The sequence below is a fragment of the Flavobacterium aestuarii genome (assembly GCF_040049115.1).
GTDB classification, from domain to species: Bacteria; Bacteroidota; Bacteroidia; order Flavobacteriales; family Flavobacteriaceae; genus Flavobacterium; species Flavobacterium aestuarii.
Genome location: NZ_JBDLZZ010000010.1, coordinates 61986 through 83094 on the forward strand (window position 1 = coordinate 61986; position 21109 = coordinate 83094).

20 protein-coding genes are annotated in these 21109 nt (G+C 35.2%); 9 read left to right on the forward strand and 11 right to left on the reverse strand.

What is annotated here, in order from left to right:
• Window positions 1–54 precede the first annotated feature (54 nt).
• The 3 genes from ABEG11_RS12015 to purB all read right to left on the reverse strand — a co-directional run bounded on the left by ABEG11_RS12015 (window position 55) and on the right by purB (window position 5270).
• The gene (locus ABEG11_RS12015) at window positions 55–909 is read right to left on the reverse strand and encodes a hypothetical protein (RefSeq protein WP_348824419.1); all 855 of its coding nucleotides are present in this window, start codon (window positions 907–909) and stop codon (window positions 55–57) included.
• A gap of 346 nt (window positions 910–1255) precedes the next feature.
• Entirely contained in the window at window positions 1256–3487 is a 2232-nt protein-coding gene (locus tag ABEG11_RS12020) for a cation:proton antiporter domain-containing protein (RefSeq protein WP_348824420.1), read from the reverse strand.
• A gap of 436 nt (window positions 3488–3923) precedes the next feature.
• Window positions 3924–5270, reverse strand: coding sequence for an adenylosuccinate lyase (purB, locus tag ABEG11_RS12025; RefSeq protein ID WP_348824421.1), 1347 nt, complete (start codon window positions 5268–5270; stop codon window positions 3924–3926).
• A 376-nt stretch (window positions 5271–5646) separates the two neighbouring features.
• Here purB and ABEG11_RS12030 point away from each other — a divergent pair, with 376 nt between their 5' ends.
• Both ABEG11_RS12030 and ABEG11_RS12035 read left to right on the forward strand, forming a co-directional pair.
• Entirely contained in the window at window positions 5647–6942 is a 1296-nt protein-coding gene (locus ABEG11_RS12030) for a cryptochrome/photolyase family protein (RefSeq protein WP_348824422.1), read from the forward strand.
• 133 nt (window positions 6943–7075) lie between these two features.
• Entirely contained in the window at window positions 7076–7987 is a 912-nt protein-coding gene (locus ABEG11_RS12035) for a TIGR01777 family oxidoreductase (protein ID WP_348824423.1), read from the forward strand.
• 2 nt (window positions 7988–7989) lie between these two features.
• Here ABEG11_RS12035 and ABEG11_RS12040 read toward each other — a convergent pair whose 3' ends face one another.
• The 4 genes from ABEG11_RS12040 to ABEG11_RS12055 all read right to left on the reverse strand — a co-directional run bounded on the left by ABEG11_RS12040 (window position 7990) and on the right by ABEG11_RS12055 (window position 11017).
• Window positions 7990–8529 carry a YceI family protein gene (locus tag ABEG11_RS12040; RefSeq protein WP_348824424.1) on the reverse strand — a complete coding sequence of 180 codons (540 nt, stop codon included), beginning with the start codon at window positions 8527–8529 and terminating at the stop codon, window positions 7990–7992.
• A gap of 190 nt (window positions 8530–8719) precedes the next feature.
• Complete coding sequence (locus ABEG11_RS12045) at window positions 8720–9268, reverse strand: acyl-CoA thioesterase (RefSeq protein ID WP_348824425.1); 549 nt, start codon at window positions 9266–9268, stop codon at window positions 8720–8722.
• A 4-nt stretch (window positions 9269–9272) separates the two neighbouring features.
• Window positions 9273–9638 carry a 6-phosphogluconate dehydrogenase gene (locus ABEG11_RS12050; RefSeq protein WP_348824426.1) on the reverse strand — a complete coding sequence of 122 codons (366 nt, stop codon included), beginning with the start codon at window positions 9636–9638 and terminating at the stop codon, window positions 9273–9275.
• A gap of 5 nt (window positions 9639–9643) precedes the next feature.
• Entirely contained in the window at window positions 9644–11017 is a 1374-nt protein-coding gene (locus ABEG11_RS12055) for a DNA recombination protein RmuC (protein ID WP_348824427.1), read from the reverse strand.
• Between the two features lie 184 nt (window positions 11018–11201).
• On the opposite strand from ABEG11_RS12055, the gene ABEG11_RS12060 reads away from it, so the two are divergent.
• From ABEG11_RS12060 to ABEG11_RS12075, 4 genes are all read left to right on the forward strand, one after another.
• On the forward strand, window positions 11202–12062 hold the full coding sequence (locus tag ABEG11_RS12060) for a protease complex subunit PrcB family protein (protein ID WP_348824428.1): 861 nt from the start codon (window positions 11202–11204) through the stop codon (window positions 12060–12062).
• Window positions 12063–12194: 132 nt separating this feature from the next.
• Window positions 12195–12521, forward strand: a complete 327-nt coding sequence (locus tag ABEG11_RS12065; RefSeq protein ID WP_348824429.1) for a hypothetical protein — start codon at window positions 12195–12197, stop codon at window positions 12519–12521.
• Window positions 12522–12541: 20 nt separating this feature from the next.
• Window positions 12542–13087 (forward strand): RNA polymerase sigma factor, encoded by a 546-nt coding sequence (locus ABEG11_RS12070; protein WP_348824430.1) that lies wholly within the window; start codon window positions 12542–12544, stop codon window positions 13085–13087.
• A gap of 64 nt (window positions 13088–13151) precedes the next feature.
• Entirely contained in the window at window positions 13152–14747 is a 1596-nt protein-coding gene (locus tag ABEG11_RS12075; protein WP_348824431.1) for a hypothetical protein, read from the forward strand.
• Between the two features lie 67 nt (window positions 14748–14814).
• On the opposite strand, the gene ABEG11_RS12080 is transcribed toward ABEG11_RS12075, so the two are convergent.
• Window positions 14815–15174: a hypothetical protein gene (locus ABEG11_RS12080; protein ID WP_348824432.1), complete on the reverse strand. Its 360-nt coding sequence runs from the start codon at window positions 15172–15174 to the stop codon at window positions 14815–14817.
• 169 nt (window positions 15175–15343) lie between these two features.
• On the opposite strand from ABEG11_RS12080, the gene ABEG11_RS12085 reads away from it, so the two are divergent.
• The 3 genes from ABEG11_RS12085 (at window position 15344) to ABEG11_RS12095 (ending at window position 18461) form a co-directional block, all read left to right on the forward strand.
• Window positions 15344–15946, forward strand: a complete 603-nt coding sequence (locus ABEG11_RS12085; RefSeq protein ID WP_348824433.1) for a pseudouridine synthase — start codon at window positions 15344–15346, stop codon at window positions 15944–15946.
• 56 nt (window positions 15947–16002) lie between these two features.
• Window positions 16003–16458 carry a tRNA (cytidine(34)-2'-O)-methyltransferase gene (locus tag ABEG11_RS12090; protein ID WP_348824434.1) on the forward strand — a complete coding sequence of 152 codons (456 nt, stop codon included), beginning with the start codon at window positions 16003–16005 and terminating at the stop codon, window positions 16456–16458.
• A 398-nt stretch (window positions 16459–16856) separates the two neighbouring features.
• A complete protein-coding gene (locus ABEG11_RS12095; protein WP_348824435.1) occupies window positions 16857–18461 on the forward strand; it encodes a class I SAM-dependent methyltransferase in 1605 nt (534 codons plus the stop codon).
• A gap of 74 nt (window positions 18462–18535) precedes the next feature.
• On the opposite strand, the gene ABEG11_RS12100 is transcribed toward ABEG11_RS12095, so the two are convergent.
• The 3 genes from ABEG11_RS12100 to ABEG11_RS12110 form a co-directional block, all read right to left on the reverse strand.
• Window positions 18536–19315 (reverse strand): ABC transporter ATP-binding protein, encoded by a 780-nt coding sequence (locus ABEG11_RS12100; RefSeq protein WP_348824436.1) that lies wholly within the window; start codon window positions 19313–19315, stop codon window positions 18536–18538.
• Between the two features lie 124 nt (window positions 19316–19439).
• On the reverse strand, window positions 19440–19853 hold the full coding sequence (locus ABEG11_RS12105) for a GxxExxY protein (RefSeq protein WP_348824437.1): 414 nt from the start codon (window positions 19851–19853) through the stop codon (window positions 19440–19442).
• A gap of 224 nt (window positions 19854–20077) precedes the next feature.
• Window positions 20078–21106 (reverse strand): iron chelate uptake ABC transporter family permease subunit, encoded by a 1029-nt coding sequence (locus tag ABEG11_RS12110; RefSeq protein WP_348824438.1) that lies wholly within the window; start codon window positions 21104–21106, stop codon window positions 20078–20080.
• Between the last annotated feature and the right edge of the window lie 3 nt (window positions 21107–21109).

Consider the following 21109-nt stretch of genomic DNA (forward strand, 5'->3'; position numbering starts at 1 on the left):
AATACAAGACCATTTTTAAATTTAGCCTAATGCCCAAATCTCGTGTAACGGCTGTTAGTAGCTGTTTTTGTTTATTAGAAATTCGTTAAACTCATCTATGCAATAATTACTTATTGAGTACAAGTTTAATTTTATTTCTGAATTGTTTGATATTTCATTGGTAATTATAACACCAAAATCTTCAATGTTTTTAAGCGTTGTTTTTATTATTTTATTTAGATATTTTTCTACATTATAATCAATTTCATTTGTATTTAAAATATTAGGAAGAAGATTGTCATTACTGTTAGTTGTCTTAATTGGAACTCGCATAAATAAAACACCTTCTTTTCGAGTTAATAGAAAATCTTTCCCTTTGTGAATGATATTGTCTCTTATTTGCTTTATATCGTTTAAATCATTTTCAATATTATTGAGTACCCAAATTATACTTTTCGGTAGTTTATCTTGATTATTCTTATTTTTAGAAAAGGTTAATAAATTATTTATAGAATCTTTTTGTGGATATAGTTTTAATTCTTTTTCAGACAAAGTTATTTTAACAAAATGATAAAGAAAATCATATATACTTCTCAAATTAGTAAATAGATTTTCTAAAATTACTGATATATAAAGATTTGATTTGTGACCGTTGATATGAACTGTTTCGTTAATTTCTTTGAATAAACAATAATTAATTGAAAGGTTATGTAAATCTTCAGTAAATCCATTTATTGCAGATTTAATTTTCCCATACTCTCTTGCAGTTTCGTTTGAGATATTAGCTTTTAATTCTCCATTATTTTCGTAATGACTATAAAACCAAGAATTTACAACAGAAAATAAAATAGATGAAAATATTTCTTCACCAACATAAAAACTACCTTGATGAGTTAGAATTGTACCTTTTATAACGAGTCTGTTTTTCATATTCTGCGGTAAAATAGTTACTAACTAATAGATATGACTGATAAAAATCTGATTTATCATCCTCAAATAGGTATGTTATGTATGATAACTATGCGTGCTTACTTATTCTCAAATATATAAAAAAAGCATTACTAATTTTTACGGTTTTTCAATTTGAAATGGTTCTAAGGATGATAAAGGTCTCTTTAGCCCCGATCGAAGTGAAAATCCTTGAGGGCTGGGGTTCAGCCCTTCAAGATTACAGCGGAGAGCGGGAGTGAAGCAGTTATGAATAACTATTGTTCTGCTCCTAAAAAAAAACACCAGTCTCTCAACCAGTGTTTTTTGTATAATAAAGCGAAGACTTTTAATCATGAGCCAAATCCCACAATAGTTTTCTATCGCCCACAATCCATAGGATATCATCTTTTTCCAGAATAACATAGGACTCGGGATTCAGGATTCGGTTTCCTCTTTTTTCGATGCCAACAATCAGCCCTTTTGTTTTTTCGCGCAGATTGGATTCCTTGATGCTTTTTCCGTGAAAAACGTGGTTCTTTAATTCTATCTGGCGCAGCACAATATCGGGTTCTTTAACTATTGGAGAAACTTCCATTTCGTGCTGATCCAGATATTTTTTGAACTCCTGCACTTGCTCATCGGTACCAATAACGCATACTTCGTCTCCTGGAAATAGGCGCTCATTGGCCTGCGGGATATGGATGGTGATTTCGCCTCTTTTGATAAATACGATGTTGACTCCCAATAGTTCTCTTAGCTGCAGATTTTTTAGTGTCTTTCCTGCTATATTGGATTCGTCGGCAATATCAAAAACAGCCATGTGTCCGTCCCATGGTGTCAAGTCGCTTCGGCTTCTGCGGGCTTTGTCAATTTCCCTGCCGTGCAAATTGGATAAAAAATGATTTTCAATTTTATGGTATTGAATGTGCAGTCTCTTTTGGAAGATCAAATAGAGAATCACGGCAATAATTAAAGCAATTAAGGCTACTTGTGGCGAGAAAAATATATTGAGCAGCAGCCCAATGAAGAAAATAGACAGTAGTATGCGAATGAAAAAAAGCATTGTCAATGGTCCTCGGGATTTGCGGTCCTGCATTAATTGCTCTACCTCGGCAGTGGCTACTCTGCGAAAAGCAAGTGCCCATAAAAACGGTGCGATGATGCTCAGCGTTATCAAGGCTCCCATGGAATTTCCCAAGTGATAATCTTCGACCAGGGGTAATATATATCGGGACGAAATGAGGATGATACCAAGAATTATTACAATCAGTGCCACAACCTGAATAAGGAAGGCATTGATTACCGTCTGCCATAAGCTCACTGTTTTTATTGCTTGAGTACTGGCAGAATAGCGTTCGATTCGCTTGGTCCATTTGCGTGGCAGTTTATGAGCCACATATTCTGAAAATGGCAGCGAATACTTAATCATAAACGGAGTGGTAAACACTGTTACTGCCGAAACTGCCACTACTATCGGGTACAGGAAAGTATTTGTAACCTTTAAAGTAACACCTAATGTGGCTATAATAAACGAAAATTCCCCAATCTGCGACAAGCTCATTCCTGTCCTGATGGATTCTTTGAGGGGCTGTCCTGATAATAACGTGCCAAAGGTAGAACTGATTGATTGTCCAAAAATAGTCACTGCCGATAGGATAATTACTGGTACAGCGTGTTCATACAGTACATCTGGATTGATAAGCATTCCTACCGATACGAAGAAAACGGCACCAAAAAAATCTTTTACAGGTTTTATCAGATGTTCAATGTGTTCGGCCTGAGTCGTTTCGGCAATTATTGATCCCATGATAAATGCGCCAAGGGCAGGCGAAAAACCAACATTGGCAGCAAAGATCACCATTGTCAGGCATAATGCCAATGATATAATCAGGAGCATTTCGTCAGTGAGCAGATGTTTGGTTTTTTTGAGTACTGTGGGAATAATAAAAATCCCGCCCAAAAACCAAAGTACAAGGAAAAAAACAAGTTTTAGTACCGACATCAAAAGATCGGTGCCCGAAAATTGATTGCTCACGGCAATTGTCGACAATAAAACCATCATTAATATGGCAAGAATATCCTGGACAATAAGTGATCCGATAACGATTCCGGCAAATTTTTGTGTCTTGACGCCCAATTCATCAAATGATTTTAAGATAATTGTAGTCGATGATATGGATAGAATTACTCCAAGAAAAATGCTGTCCATAGTAGGCCAATCCAGCCATTGTCCAACGAAATAGCCTACAATACACATGCTCAAAATCTGGACTCCCGCAGTGATAGAAGCGGTTCCGCCAACTTTCATCAGTTTTTTAAAACTAAACTCTAATCCCAAACTGAACAATAAGAAGATAATCCCGATTTCGGCCCAGACTTCGACACTTTTGATATCTTTTATCGAAGGGAAAAATTCAAAATGATTTCCAGCCAAAAAACCAGCAATCAAATAGCCAAGAACCAAGGGCTGTTTGAGTTTTCTAAATATTAAAACAGCAATTCCTGCCGTCATTAAGATTAATCCTAAATCGGTTATTAAAGGTTCCAGATGGTGTGTCGTTTCTGCTGCTGCACTCATTTTTTTATGTTTTTTTAGGAGCTGATCCAGCTATTAGTTTCAAGTTATCGGCCATAAAACTTTTTTTCAGGCATAGGCGTGAGCTTCTTTCTGCCACGCTTCCATTGCAGGAAAAAAACAGTTTTATCAGCCTCAAGGCTTTCCACTTCTGTCTGGGCTAAACTGCCAGCGGTAATAATTGGGCTGGAGATAAAAATAACACATTTTTAGCAGGAAATGGGCATAAAAAGGTTCGTTAGTTAAAATTTTACAATTACTTTAACAGCTGAAGTTCATAATTTGCATGTCAGGAATGATGGTGCAATAATTAAAAAACCGTTCAATTTTGGAAGAAGAATTTCCTATGGCATAAGACAAAAAAAGTACAAAGCAATATGAAGCGAGTATTCCTCTTTCATTATTGACTTTGTACTTTTTTAAAAAGATTTTTTAAAATCTATATTCCTATAAAACTGCTTGGAGTAATCTGCAGCAATTCATTTTTAATTTCATCCGAAACATCCAGTGTTGCAATAAAACTATGAATAGCATTTTTATCAATCGCTTCATTGGTTCTAGTTAAACCTTTCAATGCTTCGTATGGATTTGGATATGCTTCTCTGCGTAAAATCGTTTGAATCGCTTCGGCAACTACCGCCCAGTTTTTCTCCAGATCTTCGTGGAATTTAGATTCGTTCAGTAATAATTTGTTCAAACCTTTAAGTGTAGCTTCAAATGAAATGATAGTATGCCCCATTGGCACACCAATATTTCTCAAAACCGTACTGTCTGTCAAATCGCGCTGCAGTCTTGAAATTGGCAGTTTGGCCGATAAATGTTCGAAAATAGCATTAGCAATTCCTAAGTTTCCTTCAGAATTTTCAAAATCAATCGGGTTTACTTTATGAGGCATCGCTGAAGAACCAATTTCTCCTGCTTTAATTTTCTGCTTGAAATATTCCATCGAAACATACGTCCAGATATCTCGGTCCAAATCGATAATGATGGTGTTGATTCTTTTTAAAGCATCAAAAAAAGCTGCAAAGTGGTCATAATGCTCAATTTGTGTTGTTGGAAAAGAATGGTGCAAACCTAAATTTTCCTGTACAAATTTAGTTCCGAACTGTTTCCAGTCAATCTGCGGATATGCCACATGGTGTGCATTGTAATTTCCGGTAGCACCTCCAAATTTAGCCGCAAACGGAATGTTAAACAACAAACGCATCTGCTCTTCTAAACGCTCAACAAAAACAGCAATTTCCTTGCCCAAACGAGTAGGCGAAGCAGGCTGTCCGTGTGTGCGGGCAAGCATTGGAACTGCAGCCCATTCTTGTGCCAACTCTTTTAATTTGGAAATCAAAGTTATTAATGACGGCATATAAACCTGCTCAAAAGCATCTTTAGTCGAAAGCGGAATCGCAGTGTTATTGATGTCCTGTGAAGTCAGTCCAAAGTGGATAAACTCTTTATATTCGGACAAGCCCAGTTTTTCGAAAGCGTCTTTGATGAAATATTCAACGGCTTTCACGTCATGGTTTGTAACTTTTTCGGTTTCTTTAATCCAAAGAGCATCTTCGGCAGAAAAGTTTTTATATATGCTACGTAAACTCTCAAAAAGATCAGTGTTTACATTTTTTAATTGTGGTAAGGGAACTTCGCATAAAGCAATGAAATATTCAATTTCTATAAGTACACGGTATTTAATTAATGCTTCTTCAGAGAAAAAAGGAGCCAGAGATGCGGTTTTATTTCTATAACGGCCATCGATTGGTGATATAGCATTCAATTCGTTTAAAGTAGTCATTTTTTTGTGTTTTTTTCGAAAGGCACAAATATAGATAGAATTTAAAGATTAGAAGGTACTCAGCTTTAACTTTTGAATGTAAATTACTCAAATTAATTTAAAAAATCGTGTAATTTGTAACTTTAAAAAAAGAGAAGAGTCAGCGGACAATTTTTCAATAGAAATAATCTGGGCATGACCACCGGAAAAAGGCGGTTGGGCTATCCGTTCCCGCTTTTTTTATCCCGTAAAAAAACGGGATAAAAAAGAGCTCCATTATTATCCCTCATGCAAAAGACACTGGTTGTCTAAAAAGGCAAATTAAGGTTTGAAATCCTAACAGGTTTTTAAAACCTGTTAGGTATCTTTATGGCTCTAAATTTTTCAATTCAAAATAATGACAAAACAAGAAGTTTCTATTTTTTGGTTCAGACGCGATTTGCGTCTGGAAGACAATACGGCTTTGTATCACGCCCTGCAGTCGGAACAGTCTGTAATTCCGTTATTTATTTTCGATACCGATATTCTGGATAGATTGCCAAAAAATGACGCACGTGTTGGTTTTATACATGAATCACTCCAAAAAATAAATGAAAAGTTAAATGCACTTGGAAGCTCGCTTTTAATAAAAAAGGGAACAACGGCAGAGGTTTGGAAAGCCCTTTTTGAGGAGTTTACCGTTTCGGCTGTTTATTTGAATAAAGATTATGAACCTTATGCTATAAAGAGAGATCTGGCAATTGAAACTTTGGCAAAAAATCACAATGCTTCTTTTTTTGCTTTCAAAGATCAGGTGATTTTTGAGGAAAAGGAAATTGTCAAAGCGGATGGATTGCCTTATACTGTTTATACTCCATATAAAAACAAATGGCTGGAAAAATACAAAGCAATTGCACCTGTTGCAGAATATGCTGCTGAAAACTATTTCTCTAATTTTCACAGAAATCTTTTTGATTTTCCAGCTTTAGAAGCAATAGGTTTTGAAGAAAGCGATATAAAAGTCAAACCTCATAATTTAACACAAATTGCAAATTACCATGAAACCCGCGATTTCCCTGCCGTTGATGGCACATCGTATCTTTCGCCTCATCTGCGTTTTGGAACAGTAAGTATCCGAAAGTTAGTCAATTGGGCGGTTCGGAAAAATGATGTTTTCCTGAGTGAATTGATTTGGAGAGAATTCTTTATGCAGATTCTATTCAGTTTTCCAAAAGTAGTAAGCGATAATTTCAAATCGGCTTATGATGGAATTCAGTGGCGTAATGATAAAAAGGATTTCGAGCGGTGGTGTTCAGGAACTACAGGCTATCCTATGGTAGATGCAGGGATGCGCCAGCTTAATGAAACTGGCTACATGCATAACCGGGTGCGTATGGTAGTGGCGAGTTTTTTGTGCAAGCATCTGCTGATCAGCTGGCAATGGGGCGAAGCTTATTTTGCCGAAAAACTGCTGGATTATGATCTGTCTGCCAATGTAGGCAACTGGCAGTGGGCTTCGGGAACAGGTTGTGATGCAGCTCCTTATTTTAGAGTTTTTAACCCCGATATTCAGCTTAAAAAATTTGACGAAAAAGGTATTTACATCCGCCAGTGGATTCCTGAATTTGATCTGGGGTACGGAGAACCAATGATTGATCATGCATTTGCCAGAGACCGTGCAATAGCAGCTTATAAAGCCGGAATTTTAAAATGATAAATGGACACATATTTTAAGTATAATTTGTGTATATAACCCTCACGTTTAACTTCTTATTAATACTGTTAAAAAAAGCATTGCCTTATATTTGTAAGTGTTATAATTGATTTCCTCAAATTTTAAAAAAATTATGCAAAAAAATGTTTTAATAACAGGCGGTACAGGTTTCATTGGCCGGTATCTTACTGAAAAATTATTGGAAAAAGGTTATACAGTTTCAATACTTACCAGAAGCAGCAAACCAGATAAGGATAGGATTTCTTATTATATCTGGGACGTAGATGCACAAAGCATTGATGAATCTGCGGTAGTCAATGCTGATTATATTATTCATCTGGCTGGCGAAAATATTGCCGAAGAGCGATGGACTTCCAAAAGAAAAGCCGCAATCCGGAATAGCAGGATACAATCTGCGCAATTAATTTATGATACTTTAAAAAAACTGAATAAACGAATTGATGCTTTTGTATCAGCTTCGGGTATCGGCTATTATGGGTCAGTCAATGGCGAAGGTATTTGTACCGAAAGCACATTGCCTGCCAATGATTTTGTTGGAACTGTTTGCCAGGATTGGGAAAAAGCTGCCGATTTGATGGCGGGTTTAGGTATACGTACCGTAAAAATCCGTACTGGCTTAGTTTTAGGCAGAAATGAGGGAATATTGAAAAAATTAAGTCCAATCTTTAAAAGAGGCTTGGGCAGTGCATTGGGTTCTGGAAAGCAGTATATGCCTTGGGTTCATGTGCATGATTTGTGCATGATGTATATTGAAGCTATAGAAAACGGAAAAATGACAGGTGCCTACAATGCTACAATTAATGACAGTACTACTAATTTAATTTTCTCTAAAGAATTTGCAAATTCCTTTGGTTTCTCTATCTGGCTGCCCAATGTTCCAGCTTTTCTAATCCGGCTGGTGCTAGGCGAAAGAGCCGTATTGCTTTTAACCGGAAGAAGGGTTTCTTCGGATAAAGTAAAAAAACTAGGGTTTAGGTTTCAATTTAAAAATCTCCGAAAGGCATTGAAAAACTGTGTAAAATAAAATTAGTTTAACACACAGACAAGTTGCGTATTCACTTTTTTAGAAATCTTGGCAATTACAATTGTAGGGATTTCAATATTGAAATCATCCGTATTAAGCGTGAAATTGGAGTTAATCAGGATTCCGTTTCCCGCCTTTTTAATTTTTGCCAGAACGGTAATCATGCGGGATTGTCCGTGAATCGTGATTTTTCCTTTTATGTAAAAATCTTTCTCTTCGTCGGTGATTAAGCTTAAGTCAAATTTTTCGATTATTCCTTTAAAAGTAGCTTTAGAATAGCGGTCACTTTCCATATAATTGCTGTTGAAATGCTCTTTCATCAAGTCTCTCTTAAATTGAAATTTTTTTATGATTGCTGTAAAAGCTATTTCGCTTTTATTTGGGATCAAAGTACAGTCTACATCAGTGTTTTTGGCCTCTACGGCTTCAAACAATGGCACCGATGCTTCAAAATAAATTACACATTTGGATGAACTGAATTTGTTTTGCGCATTGATGGGATATAGGACAAGAAACAGGGCTAATAGAGTAATTCTTTTCATAATCTTTTCTATTAAAGGTTGTACTTAAAGTTACGATATCTTTATGACAACACTCTTAAAATTGCGCCAAAAAAAAATGCCGATATTAAAAGATTTATTCTTTTATATCAGCATTAAAGCTGCTTTGTATGTCACGTTTTCAAACTTTGTCATTCAACTGTTAAATGACTCCGAATCTCAAAAAAAAGTATTAATCCAAAGCGATCTGCACATTATATTTTTTTAGTCCTTCCAGAGTTTCTTTGGAAGTATAATTGAATACTTCTTCATGAAGATCACGTTCTTTTTTCAATGCAATCTGTTTTAATGAATTGCAAAAACGCTTCACATCTTCAAAATTAGATAAGATTAATCCTGGAACAGGTACGCTGTTGCCTTCGTTATCTTTGGCAACCATTGTAAAATAAGAAGAATTACAATGTTTTTTGTTTCCTGTCTGAATGTTTTCAGCTTCGACTCTGATTCCCACAACCATGGAACTTTTTCCAACATAATTTACCGAAGCTTTCATAGTTACAAGTTCGCCTACTTCAATTGGTTTTAGGAAATTTACCGTATCGACAGAAGCCGTAACACAATAATTCCCAGAAAATTTGGAACCGCAGGCAAAGGCAATCTGGTCTAATAATGATAATATATAGCCTCCGTGAATTTTGCCGCTAAAGTTGGTATGCGATGGCAGCATCAATACTGAAATACTGACATGGGATGAAGAAACTGTTTTGTAAATTTTGTCCATAGGGTTATTTTTGGTTAAATGGGGATTTTTCTTTCTGTATGGTTTTAATAAAAAATCTGGTTTCTCCCCACCAGAAAAAAGTTCTGTATTTTTCTTCGTAAGTTAGTTTGACATATTGTCCTTGATAGGCTTTTAATTTCTCAATTACTTCTTTATCATCATCTAAAACTGAAAATTTAAAGATTTGTGCACCCGAAATTCCCTGGCTCAATTCTCCCTCCCATGTTTTTATGATAACGCCTTTATGGCTTAATCGGATTAGTTCGCCAGATCGAATGCCTTCACTGACGGATATGTAATAGATAAAAGCAAAATAACTTAGGAGACCAAGACAGATTACTGCAATAAAAAGAGCTATAATTTTTTTCATTTCTCTTAGTTTAGAAGTGTATTTTCATCTGTTTCGGCTCTTTTCAGAATGTTTTCCGGAAGTGCTTTTTTGGCTTTGGCTCCCATTTTTTTGAGCTTTTCAACACTAGTAATCAAGTTCCCTTTTCCTTCCACGAGTTTATTCATAGCTCCTTGATATTCCGTTTTGCTTTCTTCAATTTTTTTGCCAATCTTTATTAAATCGGCAACAAAACCTTCAAACTTGTCATATAATGCTCCGGCTTGCCTAGCTATTTCATAAGCGTTTTCCTGCTGCTTCTGGTTTGCCCACATACTATCAATAGTACGCAGTGTAGCCAATAGGGTAGAAGGTGTAACGATTACAATATTCTTCTCGAAAGCTCTGTTGTACAAAGTAGTGTCTTCGTTTAGCGCAATTGCAAATGCGGGCTCCATAGGAATAAACAGCAAGACAAAATCCGGGCTTTCCATTTGATATAAATCATGATAATTTTTATTGCCTAATTGCTCTACGTGAAGTTTAATAGAATGGACATGTTCTTTTAGATAACGCATTTTTGCAGTTTCGTCATCATCTTCATTGATGTATTTTTCATAGGCAACCAATGAAACCTTAGAATCGACAATCATCTTTTTGCCATCTGGCAAATTGATTACAACATCAGGAAATACGCGATTACCTTCTTCGGTAGTATAACTTTGCTGTACTTCATATTCACGGCCTTTTTCTAAGCCTGATTTTTCCAGTACGCGTTCCAGTACTAATTCGCCCCAGTTACCCTGCATTTTGCTGTCACCTTTTAAGGCTTTGGTCAAGTTCAGGGTTTCTTTGCTCATCTGGATATTCATTTCGCTAAGGCCTATTATCTGCTGGCGCAAAGCAGCGTGATAGTCTATGCTTTCTTTATGCGTATCCTCAACCTTCTTTTCGAATAACTGAATTTTATCCTGCAGCGGAGTCAGGATATTTTTAATATTTTCTTTGTTCTGCTCAGTAAATTTATTTGATTTTTCTTCTAATATTTTATTGGCAAGATTCTCAAATTCTTTGGTAAATTTTTCCTGCAGTTTTTCGACTTCTTCTTTTTGTTCTTTATTGCGCTCCCAAAGATTCTCGAAATCAACTTCTTTTTTCGAAAGCTGAATGGCTAAGCTGTCTTTTTCATTACGGATGCTTTCCTTTTCAGAATTGGATAATTCCAGCTGTTTTTCGAAAGCAGTTTTGTCAGCCGAAAACTGTTCTTTCTGCTGGTTTAACTGTGAATTCTGCGCAATTAATTTCTCTTCAAGACTTATTTTTTCTGCTTGAAATCGTGCAGAAAATATGAGCTTTCCAATGAAAACCCCAATGGCAAGTGCGATAATAAAAACAAGTAGTAAAGGAAGAATTGTTAACATAGATATTTCTTTTAAAAATGTAAAAGTACGCATTAATACGTAGTACTTAATTTTAAAAAATGAAATTTCACGAATTATTAGAATTGCAATGCTAAAAAAAACATTTTTACTTTTTTTTATTGGCCAACGCAACCTTTTCCATAACGGATCATCTTACTGATATAAATTAATAAAAAATCTAAATATGAAACGTTTTATTTTAATGGCGCTTGCTGCCTTTGGCTTTTATTCCTGTACAGATTCCATAGACACTGGCGATGTTCAAAATTGTGGCAATGCCAGAAATGTTGCCTACGAAAGTTTTAATTATTGTGGACAGCTGAAAGAAAATCCAACAAAGCCAATTTATATGGTTATAAATACGGCTGAGGAATTACAGCAGAAGTTTAACACTTGTACAACGGTTCAGCTGCCTGATTTTACGCAAAAGAGAATATTTGGAATTCTGGCGGGACCAAAACCTTCGACTGGATATGACATAAAAATTGTATCTATAATTGAAGACGATTGCCAGATTCTGGTGCAATACTCCGAAAAAATGCCCAACGCAACTGGTGAAACTCCAACTACTACATATCCAGCAGATTATGTAGTGCTTCCAAAATCAACTAAGCCAATTTTATTCTCTAAAGTAAATAAGGTTGTTGATTATGCTATTGTTGGAACATATTTCAATGAATGTACTGGAGCTGACTGTTTTAAATTTTATAGAATCGAAAATTACAAAGTACTTCAGTACCCAAAAGTAACCAATTTTCCTGTTCAGTTCAATCAGACTGATTATAAAGCACTGATTTTTAAAGATGATTATGCTGGTTTTCTATCTAAAGTTCCAGTGGAAATAAAAAATATAAAAGGCCAGACTAAAACATATGGCGCGCCAGATAATCACGATCAGGGAGGTGTTTATTTTGAATGGAGTGTTGGGGGCGTTGTCACAAAAATATATCTGGACAATGACAATACTACAGATCAGACTGCAGAAGTGATTGCTTTCAAAAAAGTGATTAAAGACAAAATTGCTGAATTGAAAACAAAATCATAAGCATAATGAGCCAATAGGTTAACTCAGATTCAGAAAAAATCTGGGTTAACCTGTTTTATATTTTTGAAAAAAGTAAAAGATGAACGTCAATTACTTCCTCATGTTATTAAGAAACTAATAATGATTAATTTTATGAAGAAAATAATAGGTATTCTTTGTGTAGTTTTTATCGTTTCTTGCACCTATGAGGACTCAGGTTTCAGAAGACTTTCCAAGCAGGAAGCTATGCAAAGCTGGGCTTGGAAAATTTTTATTTTTACAGGCGAAGGCGAATATCAACCTATTGATTCAGAAGTGAATAAATTTTACATTTACAATAATATTCAAGACAAGCCTATTTTTGCCAATGATATTTGGAAAACGGATTTACAGGATGAATTGTTTTTAAATACCCATGAAATTGCTTTTGAAACAGCAGCAGATAATACCAATTTCTCAATAACCAAGAGAAAAAAATAATAAACCAACACCAGCAATTCTTGAAAGAGAACTTAGATCAGTATATTAGGAAGTGTGTCGATAATGACCGGGAGGCTCAGCTGAAATTATATCAGCTGTTTTCTCCATTGCTTTATGGGCTTTGCTTAAAATATATGCGAAATGAACATGATGCCAAAGATGTTTTTCAGGAAGCTTTTGTAATAGCCTTTCAAAAAATTGGGCAATATAAATTTGAAGGAAGTTTTGAAGGCTGGATCAAACGGATTTTTATCAATAAATTACTGGAAACATTAAAGAAAAGGAAAAAAGATATCTTATTCTTAGATGTCTTTGATACAGATGTTGTCGAAGAAGAAGAATTAGAGTTGGTACCCATCGAACAAGAAAAACTATTAGAATATATTCAAGAACTGCCAGATCAATACCGGATGGTTTTTAATCTGTATGTTTTCGAAAAAATGAAACATAAAGAAATTGCTCTGCTGCTAGGAATCAGCGAAGGTACATCCAAATCTAATTTAAATAGAGCCAAGAGCATTTTGAAAAAAAAAATTTTGATGGTTATAAATTCTAAAACAGCATAAAATTGAAAGAGTTTTAGGTAAAATACAAAGACCTGATTGATTTCAAAAAAACAAATAAATACGCATGAAAAATAAGCAAGCGAAATCTATTTTTTCTTCACTGGAGAACTTTTCAAGTACTCCGCCACCCGAGTTGTGGGCTAATATTGAAGCTGAACTGGATAAACCCAAAAAGAAAAAACGCCCTGTTATCTGGTGGTGGACAGCTGCTTGTCTAGTGGCTGGTCTTTCTCTTCCAGCTATTTGGTATAGTAATTCAAATCAAGGCAATGAATTGAATGTTGGAAATAGCAGCAATGGAATTGTTTTGCAGAACGAGCCAAAAGTTAAAACAGATGTCAGCAAAAATGTAAATGAAGATGTAAAATCCGTTGAGAAAAAAACTTTTGAAACTAAAGGGAATACTGTAAATAACACTATAAATGAGAATTTGAAAGCCAATGAAAATGGTATTTCGTTGGCTGCAAGTAATTCGGCAACAGCCAAAACAATTCTTTCAAATTCATCTAAAACGAATACCTATCGTAATCTTAAGAATACCAACGCAGAAAAAAACAATCATTTAATTGCCCAGGAGAATAGCAAATCACAATCGAATACTGTGTCTGAAAATAAAAATGCAACGGTGGCTATTTTTAATCAGTCCTCTGTTATTGGAATAAATAATTTTTCTTCCAAAAGCTATTCCATTGAAAATACCAAAGCAGCAGCAAACTCGCAAAACAGCACTGCAGCTGTATCGAAGCAAAGCAATGAAAGTGCAAAAAATGCCGTCTTAAAATCAGAAACAGCTTATCAAAATGCTGAGGTTTCAGGATTAACCAATAGTAATAAAGCAATTGCCGAAAAAGATAATTCCAAAGATTCACTTGGTGTAATAAAAAAAGAAGTAGCACAGTTAGAAAACGCATTAGCAGATATAGGCAAGGATAAAACTAAGAAAAAAACAGATCCCAAAGTTATTGATAAATGGTCGCTTCAGGTTTTTGCAGGGGTTTCGGGATCCGAAAATTATAATAATGAAAAGGCATTAGGAAATACAGTAGCTTCTAAGCAGTCTAGCGGTTATGGCGTCAAGACAAACTATAAACTTAACAAAAAATGGGCAGTGAGTTCTGGCTTCAAGATTAATGAACTTGGACAGAAAATAGATGGAGTTGCATACTATGAACGAGGCAGCATGTCCAGCTTTACTTCGGGAATTTTGCCAAACACTATATTAAATGAAAGTTCTTCTAAAAATAATATAGTTTTTGTTTCCAATAATGAAAATTATTTATTTGCCGATAATTCTAAGTCCAGCGCAGGTTTTGAAACAGGAAATGTAACTCAGAATTTAAAATATTTTGAAATGCCGGTAGAAGTTTCATATGCGCTTTTGAGCAAAAAGAGAACTACCATTAATATGAATACTGGTGGATTCGTAGGAAAGTTAATTTCTAATGAAGTCCTGTTGAATGGTAATTCTATCGGTGAAAATAAAAATGTAAATGAATTTGTTTACGGGACATTATTGAGCAGTACGCTGCAATATGAATTCTATAAAAAAACCAGATTTTTTATAGAACCTGGAATGAATTATTACATTAATCCTCTGGAGAATCAATCGTTTAATCAGTTTCAGTGGATGTTTAATGTAGGGCTGAATATTTCGTTTTAAAAAAAATAAAATGCTAGAGATTCTTTAAGAATTTCTAGCATTTTTAATATGATTTATTAACGAATATTTATTCTTCATCCAATTTTTGATTTCCTCGATCTATATGATTATCGGGATGTGAGTTTGGATAACGGTTAGGTGTTATGTCCGAATTTTTATCTCTGTTTTCTACCGTTTTTTTTATATCTTCTTCACTGGAGACACCACGGTTTGAGTTCTCGTTTTCATTTGCGGAATCTATGAAAGTTCCGTCGGCATTTCGTGCTCTTTGTACTATTTTTTTATTTCCATGTGCATCGGTTTCTATTTCTTCATTAAGTTTTGATGAATGGGAATCAGTATCTCCAAACTTGTTTTTTCCACTGAAACCTTCATTTACTTCCTGCTTGTTATTTATTTTTTTTGAACCTAAATCTTTATTTTCCATAACATTAGTTTTTAAAATAATTTGTTTCATATATCAATACTACGATTTTTAGGCGTTAAAATTCAATCATTTAACATTGCTTTTGGTTTACAGATTTTGGGAATATCGATAGATTTTGTTTAAAATTCTGCTTAAACAAATCTATCTTTGCCCCACAAAATAACTTATAATGTGCCATCATCATTTTATTCTTCATAAGCCTTACGGTTATCTGAGCCAATTTATTTACGAATTGAAGCGTAAGAAAAAGCTTTTGGGAGAATTATACGATTTCCCCGAAGGAACGATGGCTATTGGCCGGCTAGACGAAGATTCAGAAGGCTTGCTTTTATTGACCACCGACGGAAAAATGAGCGAAATCATCCGCAGCAAAAAAGTCGATAAAGAATATTATGTGCAAGTTGATGGCATTATTACTCAGGAAGCCATAGATATATTGAAAGAAGGTGTCGAAATAGGCTTTAATGGTACAAAATACAAAACCAAAAAATGTAAAGCACGGCTCATTACTGAAATTCCTAATTTTGGCACAAGAGGAAAAAAGATTCGGGACGAACGCCACGGCCCGACTTCCTGGGCATCCATCACAGTCAATGAAGGAAAGTTTCGACAAGTACGAAAAATGACGGCTGCAGTTGGTTTTCCAACTTTGAGATTGGTAAGAGTCCGAATAGGAAATGTGCATTTAAATGACATACGGGCAGGAGAAGTGAAAGAAGTTGATAACTTCAATATCAATGACAATATCAATGTTGAAAGTCAAACAATCTAAATAGTACTGATTTCCATCTGCAATCAAAAATCGTTAATCAAAAATCTGAAATCATAATGCTAAACATCGTTCTCGTAGAACCCGAAATACCAAATAATACCGGAAACATAGGCCGTTTATGCGTAGGTACCGAAAGCCGTCTGCATTTAATCCACCCGTTTGGATTTGTGATCAATGATAAAAATCTGAAACGTTCCGGACTCGATTATTGGGTGCATTTGGATGTTACCGAATATCAAAATGTAGAAGAATGGATGCAGCAAATTCCAGATAAATCAAGAGTTTTCCTGATGAGTTCCCATGCTGCACAGTCCATTTATGATGCCAAATTTCAAGATGGTGACTGGCTGGTTTTTGGTAAGGAAAGCGTAGGTTTGAGTGCCGAAGTTATGGCACTGTTCGAAAATCACCTCACTATTCCGATGTCTTCATTAATCCGAAGTTTTAATATCGCCAATTCGGTTGCTTTTGTGGTTGGCGAGGCAAAGAGACAGATTTCAGTTGGCAGTTAAAACTTAGCATTGTCTGCTGTCCAACTCTTTATTTCTTTCAGTTCTTTGCGCCTCAGCGTCTTAGCGTGGAATTAATTTATTATAACGTTTTTTAACACTCCAAAGATTCTACAATCTTGTCATTCCGTAGGAATCTTCTCTTTGCGATTGCATATCGATGGAATTCAGTTTGTCGAGCTGCTTGCGGAGATTCCTACGGAATGACAATATTGCGTGATATATTGATACTTAAACGTCATTTCGTATTGCTTTTTTATTATAAAAAAGATTCTTTGCAAAGACTCAGGTGGCGTAAAGTTTCTATTTTGTAATCCTTTGTAATAGTGAAGAATAGTTGAGTTTTTTCAAATGAAATTTCATATATTTGAGATAAGCATTATATCTTAAAATCTCTTTTTATGATAGACAACGTTACCCTTCGAAGTACCATTTTCAAACACCTTGATGGCTTAGTTACGGCACCAGTTGCTTATGCTCTTTACAAAAAAGAAGTTCTGGCTTATATCTTAGAAAGAAAAGAAATATGTCTCTCCGAACTTTCAGCAAAGTTCAAAGCCAATGAAGGTTATCTCAATGTAGCGTTACGTGTTTTGGCTTCACAAGGTTTTCTCGATTATTATATTAATACAAAGACTGATCTGATTGCTTTTCGCATTAATGAAAAAAGTGAAATTGCTTTTTCGTTGTTTCCACTCTATAAAGATGTGGTTGATTTATTGCAGTCTACAACCGATTTGCGTCCAAAATTATTTGAAGGAGACGTTTTCAATCGGATGAAATTGATATTTGAAAAATGTCAAAATAATTGCGGAATTTCATTTTCCGAAGATAATTTAACCAACGAAATTCAGCATCAGATTCTCACTCATATTGAAGGTTTTCTTGTCGGGCAAATAGCCGTTCATTTGGGGATGAGCGGAATGTTTCATAAATATTTTATGGAAATATCCTTTAGTCCAGAAGAGTTTCATAAATCCCCCGAAAATTTCAAAACCGTACTCGACTTTTTGTCACATTTGGGATGGTTTTCCCGAAAAAACGGAAATTATCAGTTTACCGAAATCGGTTTGTTTTTTGCCAAAAGAGCTTCGGCTTATGGTGTTACGGTTTCGTATTTGCCTACTTTCAGAAAAATGGACGAATTGATTTTTGGTAATCCGGCTGTTTTAAGAGTTGGAGAAGGAGAAGATGAAATTCACGTGGACCGCGAAATGAATGTTTGGGGAAGTGGTGGCGCGCATGATACTTATTTTAAAGTGGTCGATGAAATTATCATCAAGCTGTTTAATTTGCCGATAGAAGAACAGCCTAAAGGAATTTTGGATATGGGCTGTGGCAACGGTGCTTTTTTGGAGCATGTTTTTGATGTGATTGATCGTCAGACTTTGAGAGGAAAAATGCTTGATAAATACCCTCTGTTTCTAGTCGGAGCCGATTATAATCAGACGGCGCTCAAAGTAACTCGAGCCAATTTAATTAAAGCCGATATTTGGGCAAAAGTGATTTGGGGAGATATAGGCCGGCCTGATTTGTTGGCTGATGATTTAAGGGAGAATTACAATATTGATCTGAAAGATTTATTGAACGTGCGGACTTTTCTGGATCACAACCGGATTTGGGAAATGCCGAAACAAATTTCAGCAGGCAGGATAAGCAGTTCGACAGGAGCATTTGCGGATAGGGGCGTTCGGATAAGTAATAATTTGGTCGAGGATAATTTATTGGAACATTTCAAAAAATGGTCGCCTTATGTACATAAATTTGGCTTGCTGATGATTGAACTGCATACGATAGCTCCCCATTTAACAGCTTCGAACTTAGGGAAAACTGCTGGAACTGCTTATGATGCCACACACGGTTTTTCGGATCAGTATATTGTCGAAATTGATGTACTGCATAAAATTGCAGGAGAAGCGGGATTATTTCCTGATCTCAATTATTTTAAAAAATTCCCCGATTCGGAATTGGCTACAGTAAGTATTAATTTATTGAAAGGATTATAGTTAATTGTTAATGATTAATTAATTATAGTTTTCATTCCTTCACCGACAACAAACAACCATCAACCATCAACTATTTAAGTGATAACAAACTTCCCTTTTTCATTGTCAAAAATAATATGTTCGTCTTTGAATAAAGTGTTGAAACTTCCTTTACTGATTAAATTGCAGGGTTCGTCCTGAACTACAGTTTCTGGCGTCATGATAATCATTTCGTCGCTCAACTGAATAGCCATTTCTATGTCGTGTGTCGAAAATAAAATGCATTTTCCGGTTTCGTGGGTTAGTTTTTTTAGGAGTTTTAGCAATGAAACTTTGTGGAGTAAATCTAAATGAGTCGTGGGTTCGTCCAGAATAATCAATGGAGTGTCTTGTGCCAATGCTCTTGCAATCAAAACCTTCTGCAATTGCCCATCACTTATTTCAAAATGTTTTTTTTGTGACAAATGCTCGATTTGCGTTAGTTCAATTGACTTTTGAACTATCTCAATATCGGTATCTGATAAAGTGCCAATCCAATTGGTATAAGGCTGGCGTCCCAAAGCGACCAATTCAAAAACAGTTAAATTACTTGGAGGCAATTTTTCGGTCAAAACCACACTTAAATTTTGGGCCAATGCCAAAGGTTCATAGTTGGTGATTTTTTTATCATTCAATAAAACAGTTCCGTGCAAAGGTTTTTGGATTCCGGTAATCGTGCGCAACAAAGTCGATTTCCCAATACCATTTGCCCCAATCAAAGCAATCAGTTTCCCAACCTGTAAGTTCAGGTTGAGGTTTTCGGCTATGGTCACGGTTTCCTTTTTGGAAGTGTAACCAATGCTTAAATTTTGAGTGGTGAGGATATTGGTCGGCATATTTTATTTGGATTGACCTGTTAAGGGTGTTTTAACCACATAGATACATAGAATTTTTATTGTGTAAAAAGAGGTTGATAGACGTTTCACTTTTCAGATAGTAAATCTGTAATCATAATTTTGATTAAAATTTTGCTAGTTGATTAAAGTGTTCATTTACCATTGTCAATTGCCCTTCTTTAAAAAGATTAAAACAATTAAAATTAATTAAAATGCCTTTAGGTGATTTTAAAAGTTTCATATAAGTTAAAAGTTGTGCTTTATGTACAGGATTAATTTCAGTAACAGATTTTAATTCAACCACTATGCAGTTTTCAATAAATAAATCACATTTAAAATCAATTTTAAGTTCTTTTTCTTTGTAAAATACAGGAATTCTCATTTCTGTGGATAAATTTATTTTCCGTGATGTTAATTCCTCAATCATGCAGTGGTGATATATATTTTCTAATAATCCTCTACCCATTGTTTTATGAACTTCTATTGCTGATCCGATAATTTCATATGTCAATTCATCTAAGTATTTCTGAGTAATCATTTGATTTTATTTACTATTAATAAGCGTTGATTGAATTCAAAATTATTAATTTTTACCCATTGGGTGAAATTGTTTTAACGACATAGAAATATAGAATTTTTATCGTGAAAAAAAGAATTTGATAGACGTTTCACTTTTCATAGAGTCATCTATGTGAAAAATAGTGCTATTTTTATCTGTTTTTTAGCGATTAACCATAAAATCTATGTTTCTATGTGTTTAAATTATCTAAAATTCCGCTTTCGTACCAATAACCAAATAACAACCGGCGCTCCCAAAATAGAAGTAATAGCATTAATTGGTAACGTAATTTCCATTCCTGGCATCTGGGAAACCACATCACAAATCAGCATAATTCCCGCCCCAAAAAGCAAAGTGCTCCAAAACAAAACCGTATGATTACTAGTCTGGAAAACCAACTTCGCAATATGAGGAACAGCCAACCCAACAAACGCAATTGGTCCCGCATAAGCCGTAATGCTTCCCGCCAAAATTCCCGTTGCAATTATGATAGTAAGTCGGGCTTTTTTGAAATTTAATCCCATACTTTTAGCGTAATTTTCGCCCAATAGTAATGCATTCAATGGTTTGATGCTAAGTAAACTCAGAAATAAACCAAATAAGACACAAATACTTAAAATCAGAATCGATGTCCAAGATAAATTACCGAGATTTCCCAAAGACCAAAAAGTAAATTTCTGCAATTGTTCAGCTGAACTGAAATAGGTGAGAACCCCAACAACTGCGCTGGTAAAACTCCCAAACATAAGTCCGACAATCAATATTGCCATAGTATCCCGCAAACGTTGCGAAACCAACAAAACCAACAATAAGACTGAAGTACTACCTAGAGTTGAAGCTAAAACAATTCCGTAAGGAGACAAGACAACGCCACTCAAAAACGAAGGCAAAATACTCGCACCCAAAATCACAAAAGCAACACCCAAACTCGCACCCGAACTAAGCCCCAAAACATAAGGCCCCGCGAGCGGATTCCGAAACAATGTCTGCATTAACAATCCACTTATGGAAAGTCCCATTCCGACCAAAACCGCCGTAATCGCTTTGGGCAAACGATAATTGATAATGATGTATTCCCAAGTCGATTTACTGACTTGACCACCTGTCAAACTAGTGTAAACCTCCTTGAAAGGTATCGTAATCGACCCCAAACTGATGTTTACAAAAAACAGTACGATCAGCCCCAAAAAGAGCAATGAGAATAAGATTGTATTTCGTTTTTGATTGTTCAATTG

What these genes read in the sequence shown, in the direction of transcription:
- ABEG11_RS12015 (WP_348824419.1), bottom strand. Translation starts at nt 909, where the DNA reads ATGAAAAACAGACTCGTTATAAAAGGTACAATTCTAACTCATCAAGGT.
- ABEG11_RS12020 (WP_348824420.1), bottom strand. Translation starts at nt 3,487, where the DNA reads ATGAGTGCAGCAGCAGAAACGACACACCATCTGGAACCTTTAATAACC.
- purB (WP_348824421.1), bottom strand. Translation starts at nt 5,270, where the DNA reads ATGACTACTTTAAACGAATTGAATGCTATATCACCAATCGATGGCCGT.
- ABEG11_RS12030 (WP_348824422.1), top strand. Translation starts at nt 5,647, where the DNA reads ATGACAAAACAAGAAGTTTCTATTTTTTGGTTCAGACGCGATTTGCGT.
- ABEG11_RS12035 (WP_348824423.1), top strand. Translation starts at nt 7,076, where the DNA reads ATGCAAAAAAATGTTTTAATAACAGGCGGTACAGGTTTCATTGGCCGG.
- ABEG11_RS12040 (WP_348824424.1), bottom strand. Translation starts at nt 8,529, where the DNA reads ATGAAAAGAATTACTCTATTAGCCCTGTTTCTTGTCCTATATCCCATC.
- ABEG11_RS12045 (WP_348824425.1), bottom strand. Translation starts at nt 9,268, where the DNA reads ATGGACAAAATTTACAAAACAGTTTCTTCATCCCATGTCAGTATTTCA.
- ABEG11_RS12050 (WP_348824426.1), bottom strand. Translation starts at nt 9,638, where the DNA reads ATGAAAAAAATTATAGCTCTTTTTATTGCAGTAATCTGTCTTGGTCTC.
- ABEG11_RS12055 (WP_348824427.1), bottom strand. Translation starts at nt 11,017, where the DNA reads ATGTTAACAATTCTTCCTTTACTACTTGTTTTTATTATCGCACTTGCC.
- ABEG11_RS12060 (WP_348824428.1), top strand. Translation starts at nt 11,202, where the DNA reads ATGAAACGTTTTATTTTAATGGCGCTTGCTGCCTTTGGCTTTTATTCC.
- ABEG11_RS12065 (WP_348824429.1), top strand. Translation starts at nt 12,195, where the DNA reads ATGAAGAAAATAATAGGTATTCTTTGTGTAGTTTTTATCGTTTCTTGC.
- ABEG11_RS12075 (WP_348824431.1), top strand. Translation starts at nt 13,152, where the DNA reads ATGAAAAATAAGCAAGCGAAATCTATTTTTTCTTCACTGGAGAACTTT.
- ABEG11_RS12080 (WP_348824432.1), bottom strand. Translation starts at nt 15,174, where the DNA reads ATGGAAAATAAAGATTTAGGTTCAAAAAAAATAAATAACAAGCAGGAA.
- ABEG11_RS12085 (WP_348824433.1), top strand. Translation starts at nt 15,344, where the DNA reads ATGTGCCATCATCATTTTATTCTTCATAAGCCTTACGGTTATCTGAGC.
- ABEG11_RS12090 (WP_348824434.1), top strand. Translation starts at nt 16,003, where the DNA reads ATGCTAAACATCGTTCTCGTAGAACCCGAAATACCAAATAATACCGGA.
- ABEG11_RS12095 (WP_348824435.1), top strand. Translation starts at nt 16,857, where the DNA reads ATGATAGACAACGTTACCCTTCGAAGTACCATTTTCAAACACCTTGAT.
- ABEG11_RS12100 (WP_348824436.1), bottom strand. Translation starts at nt 19,315, where the DNA reads ATGCCGACCAATATCCTCACCACTCAAAATTTAAGCATTGGTTACACT.
- ABEG11_RS12105 (WP_348824437.1), bottom strand. Translation starts at nt 19,853, where the DNA reads ATGATTACTCAGAAATACTTAGATGAATTGACATATGAAATTATCGGA.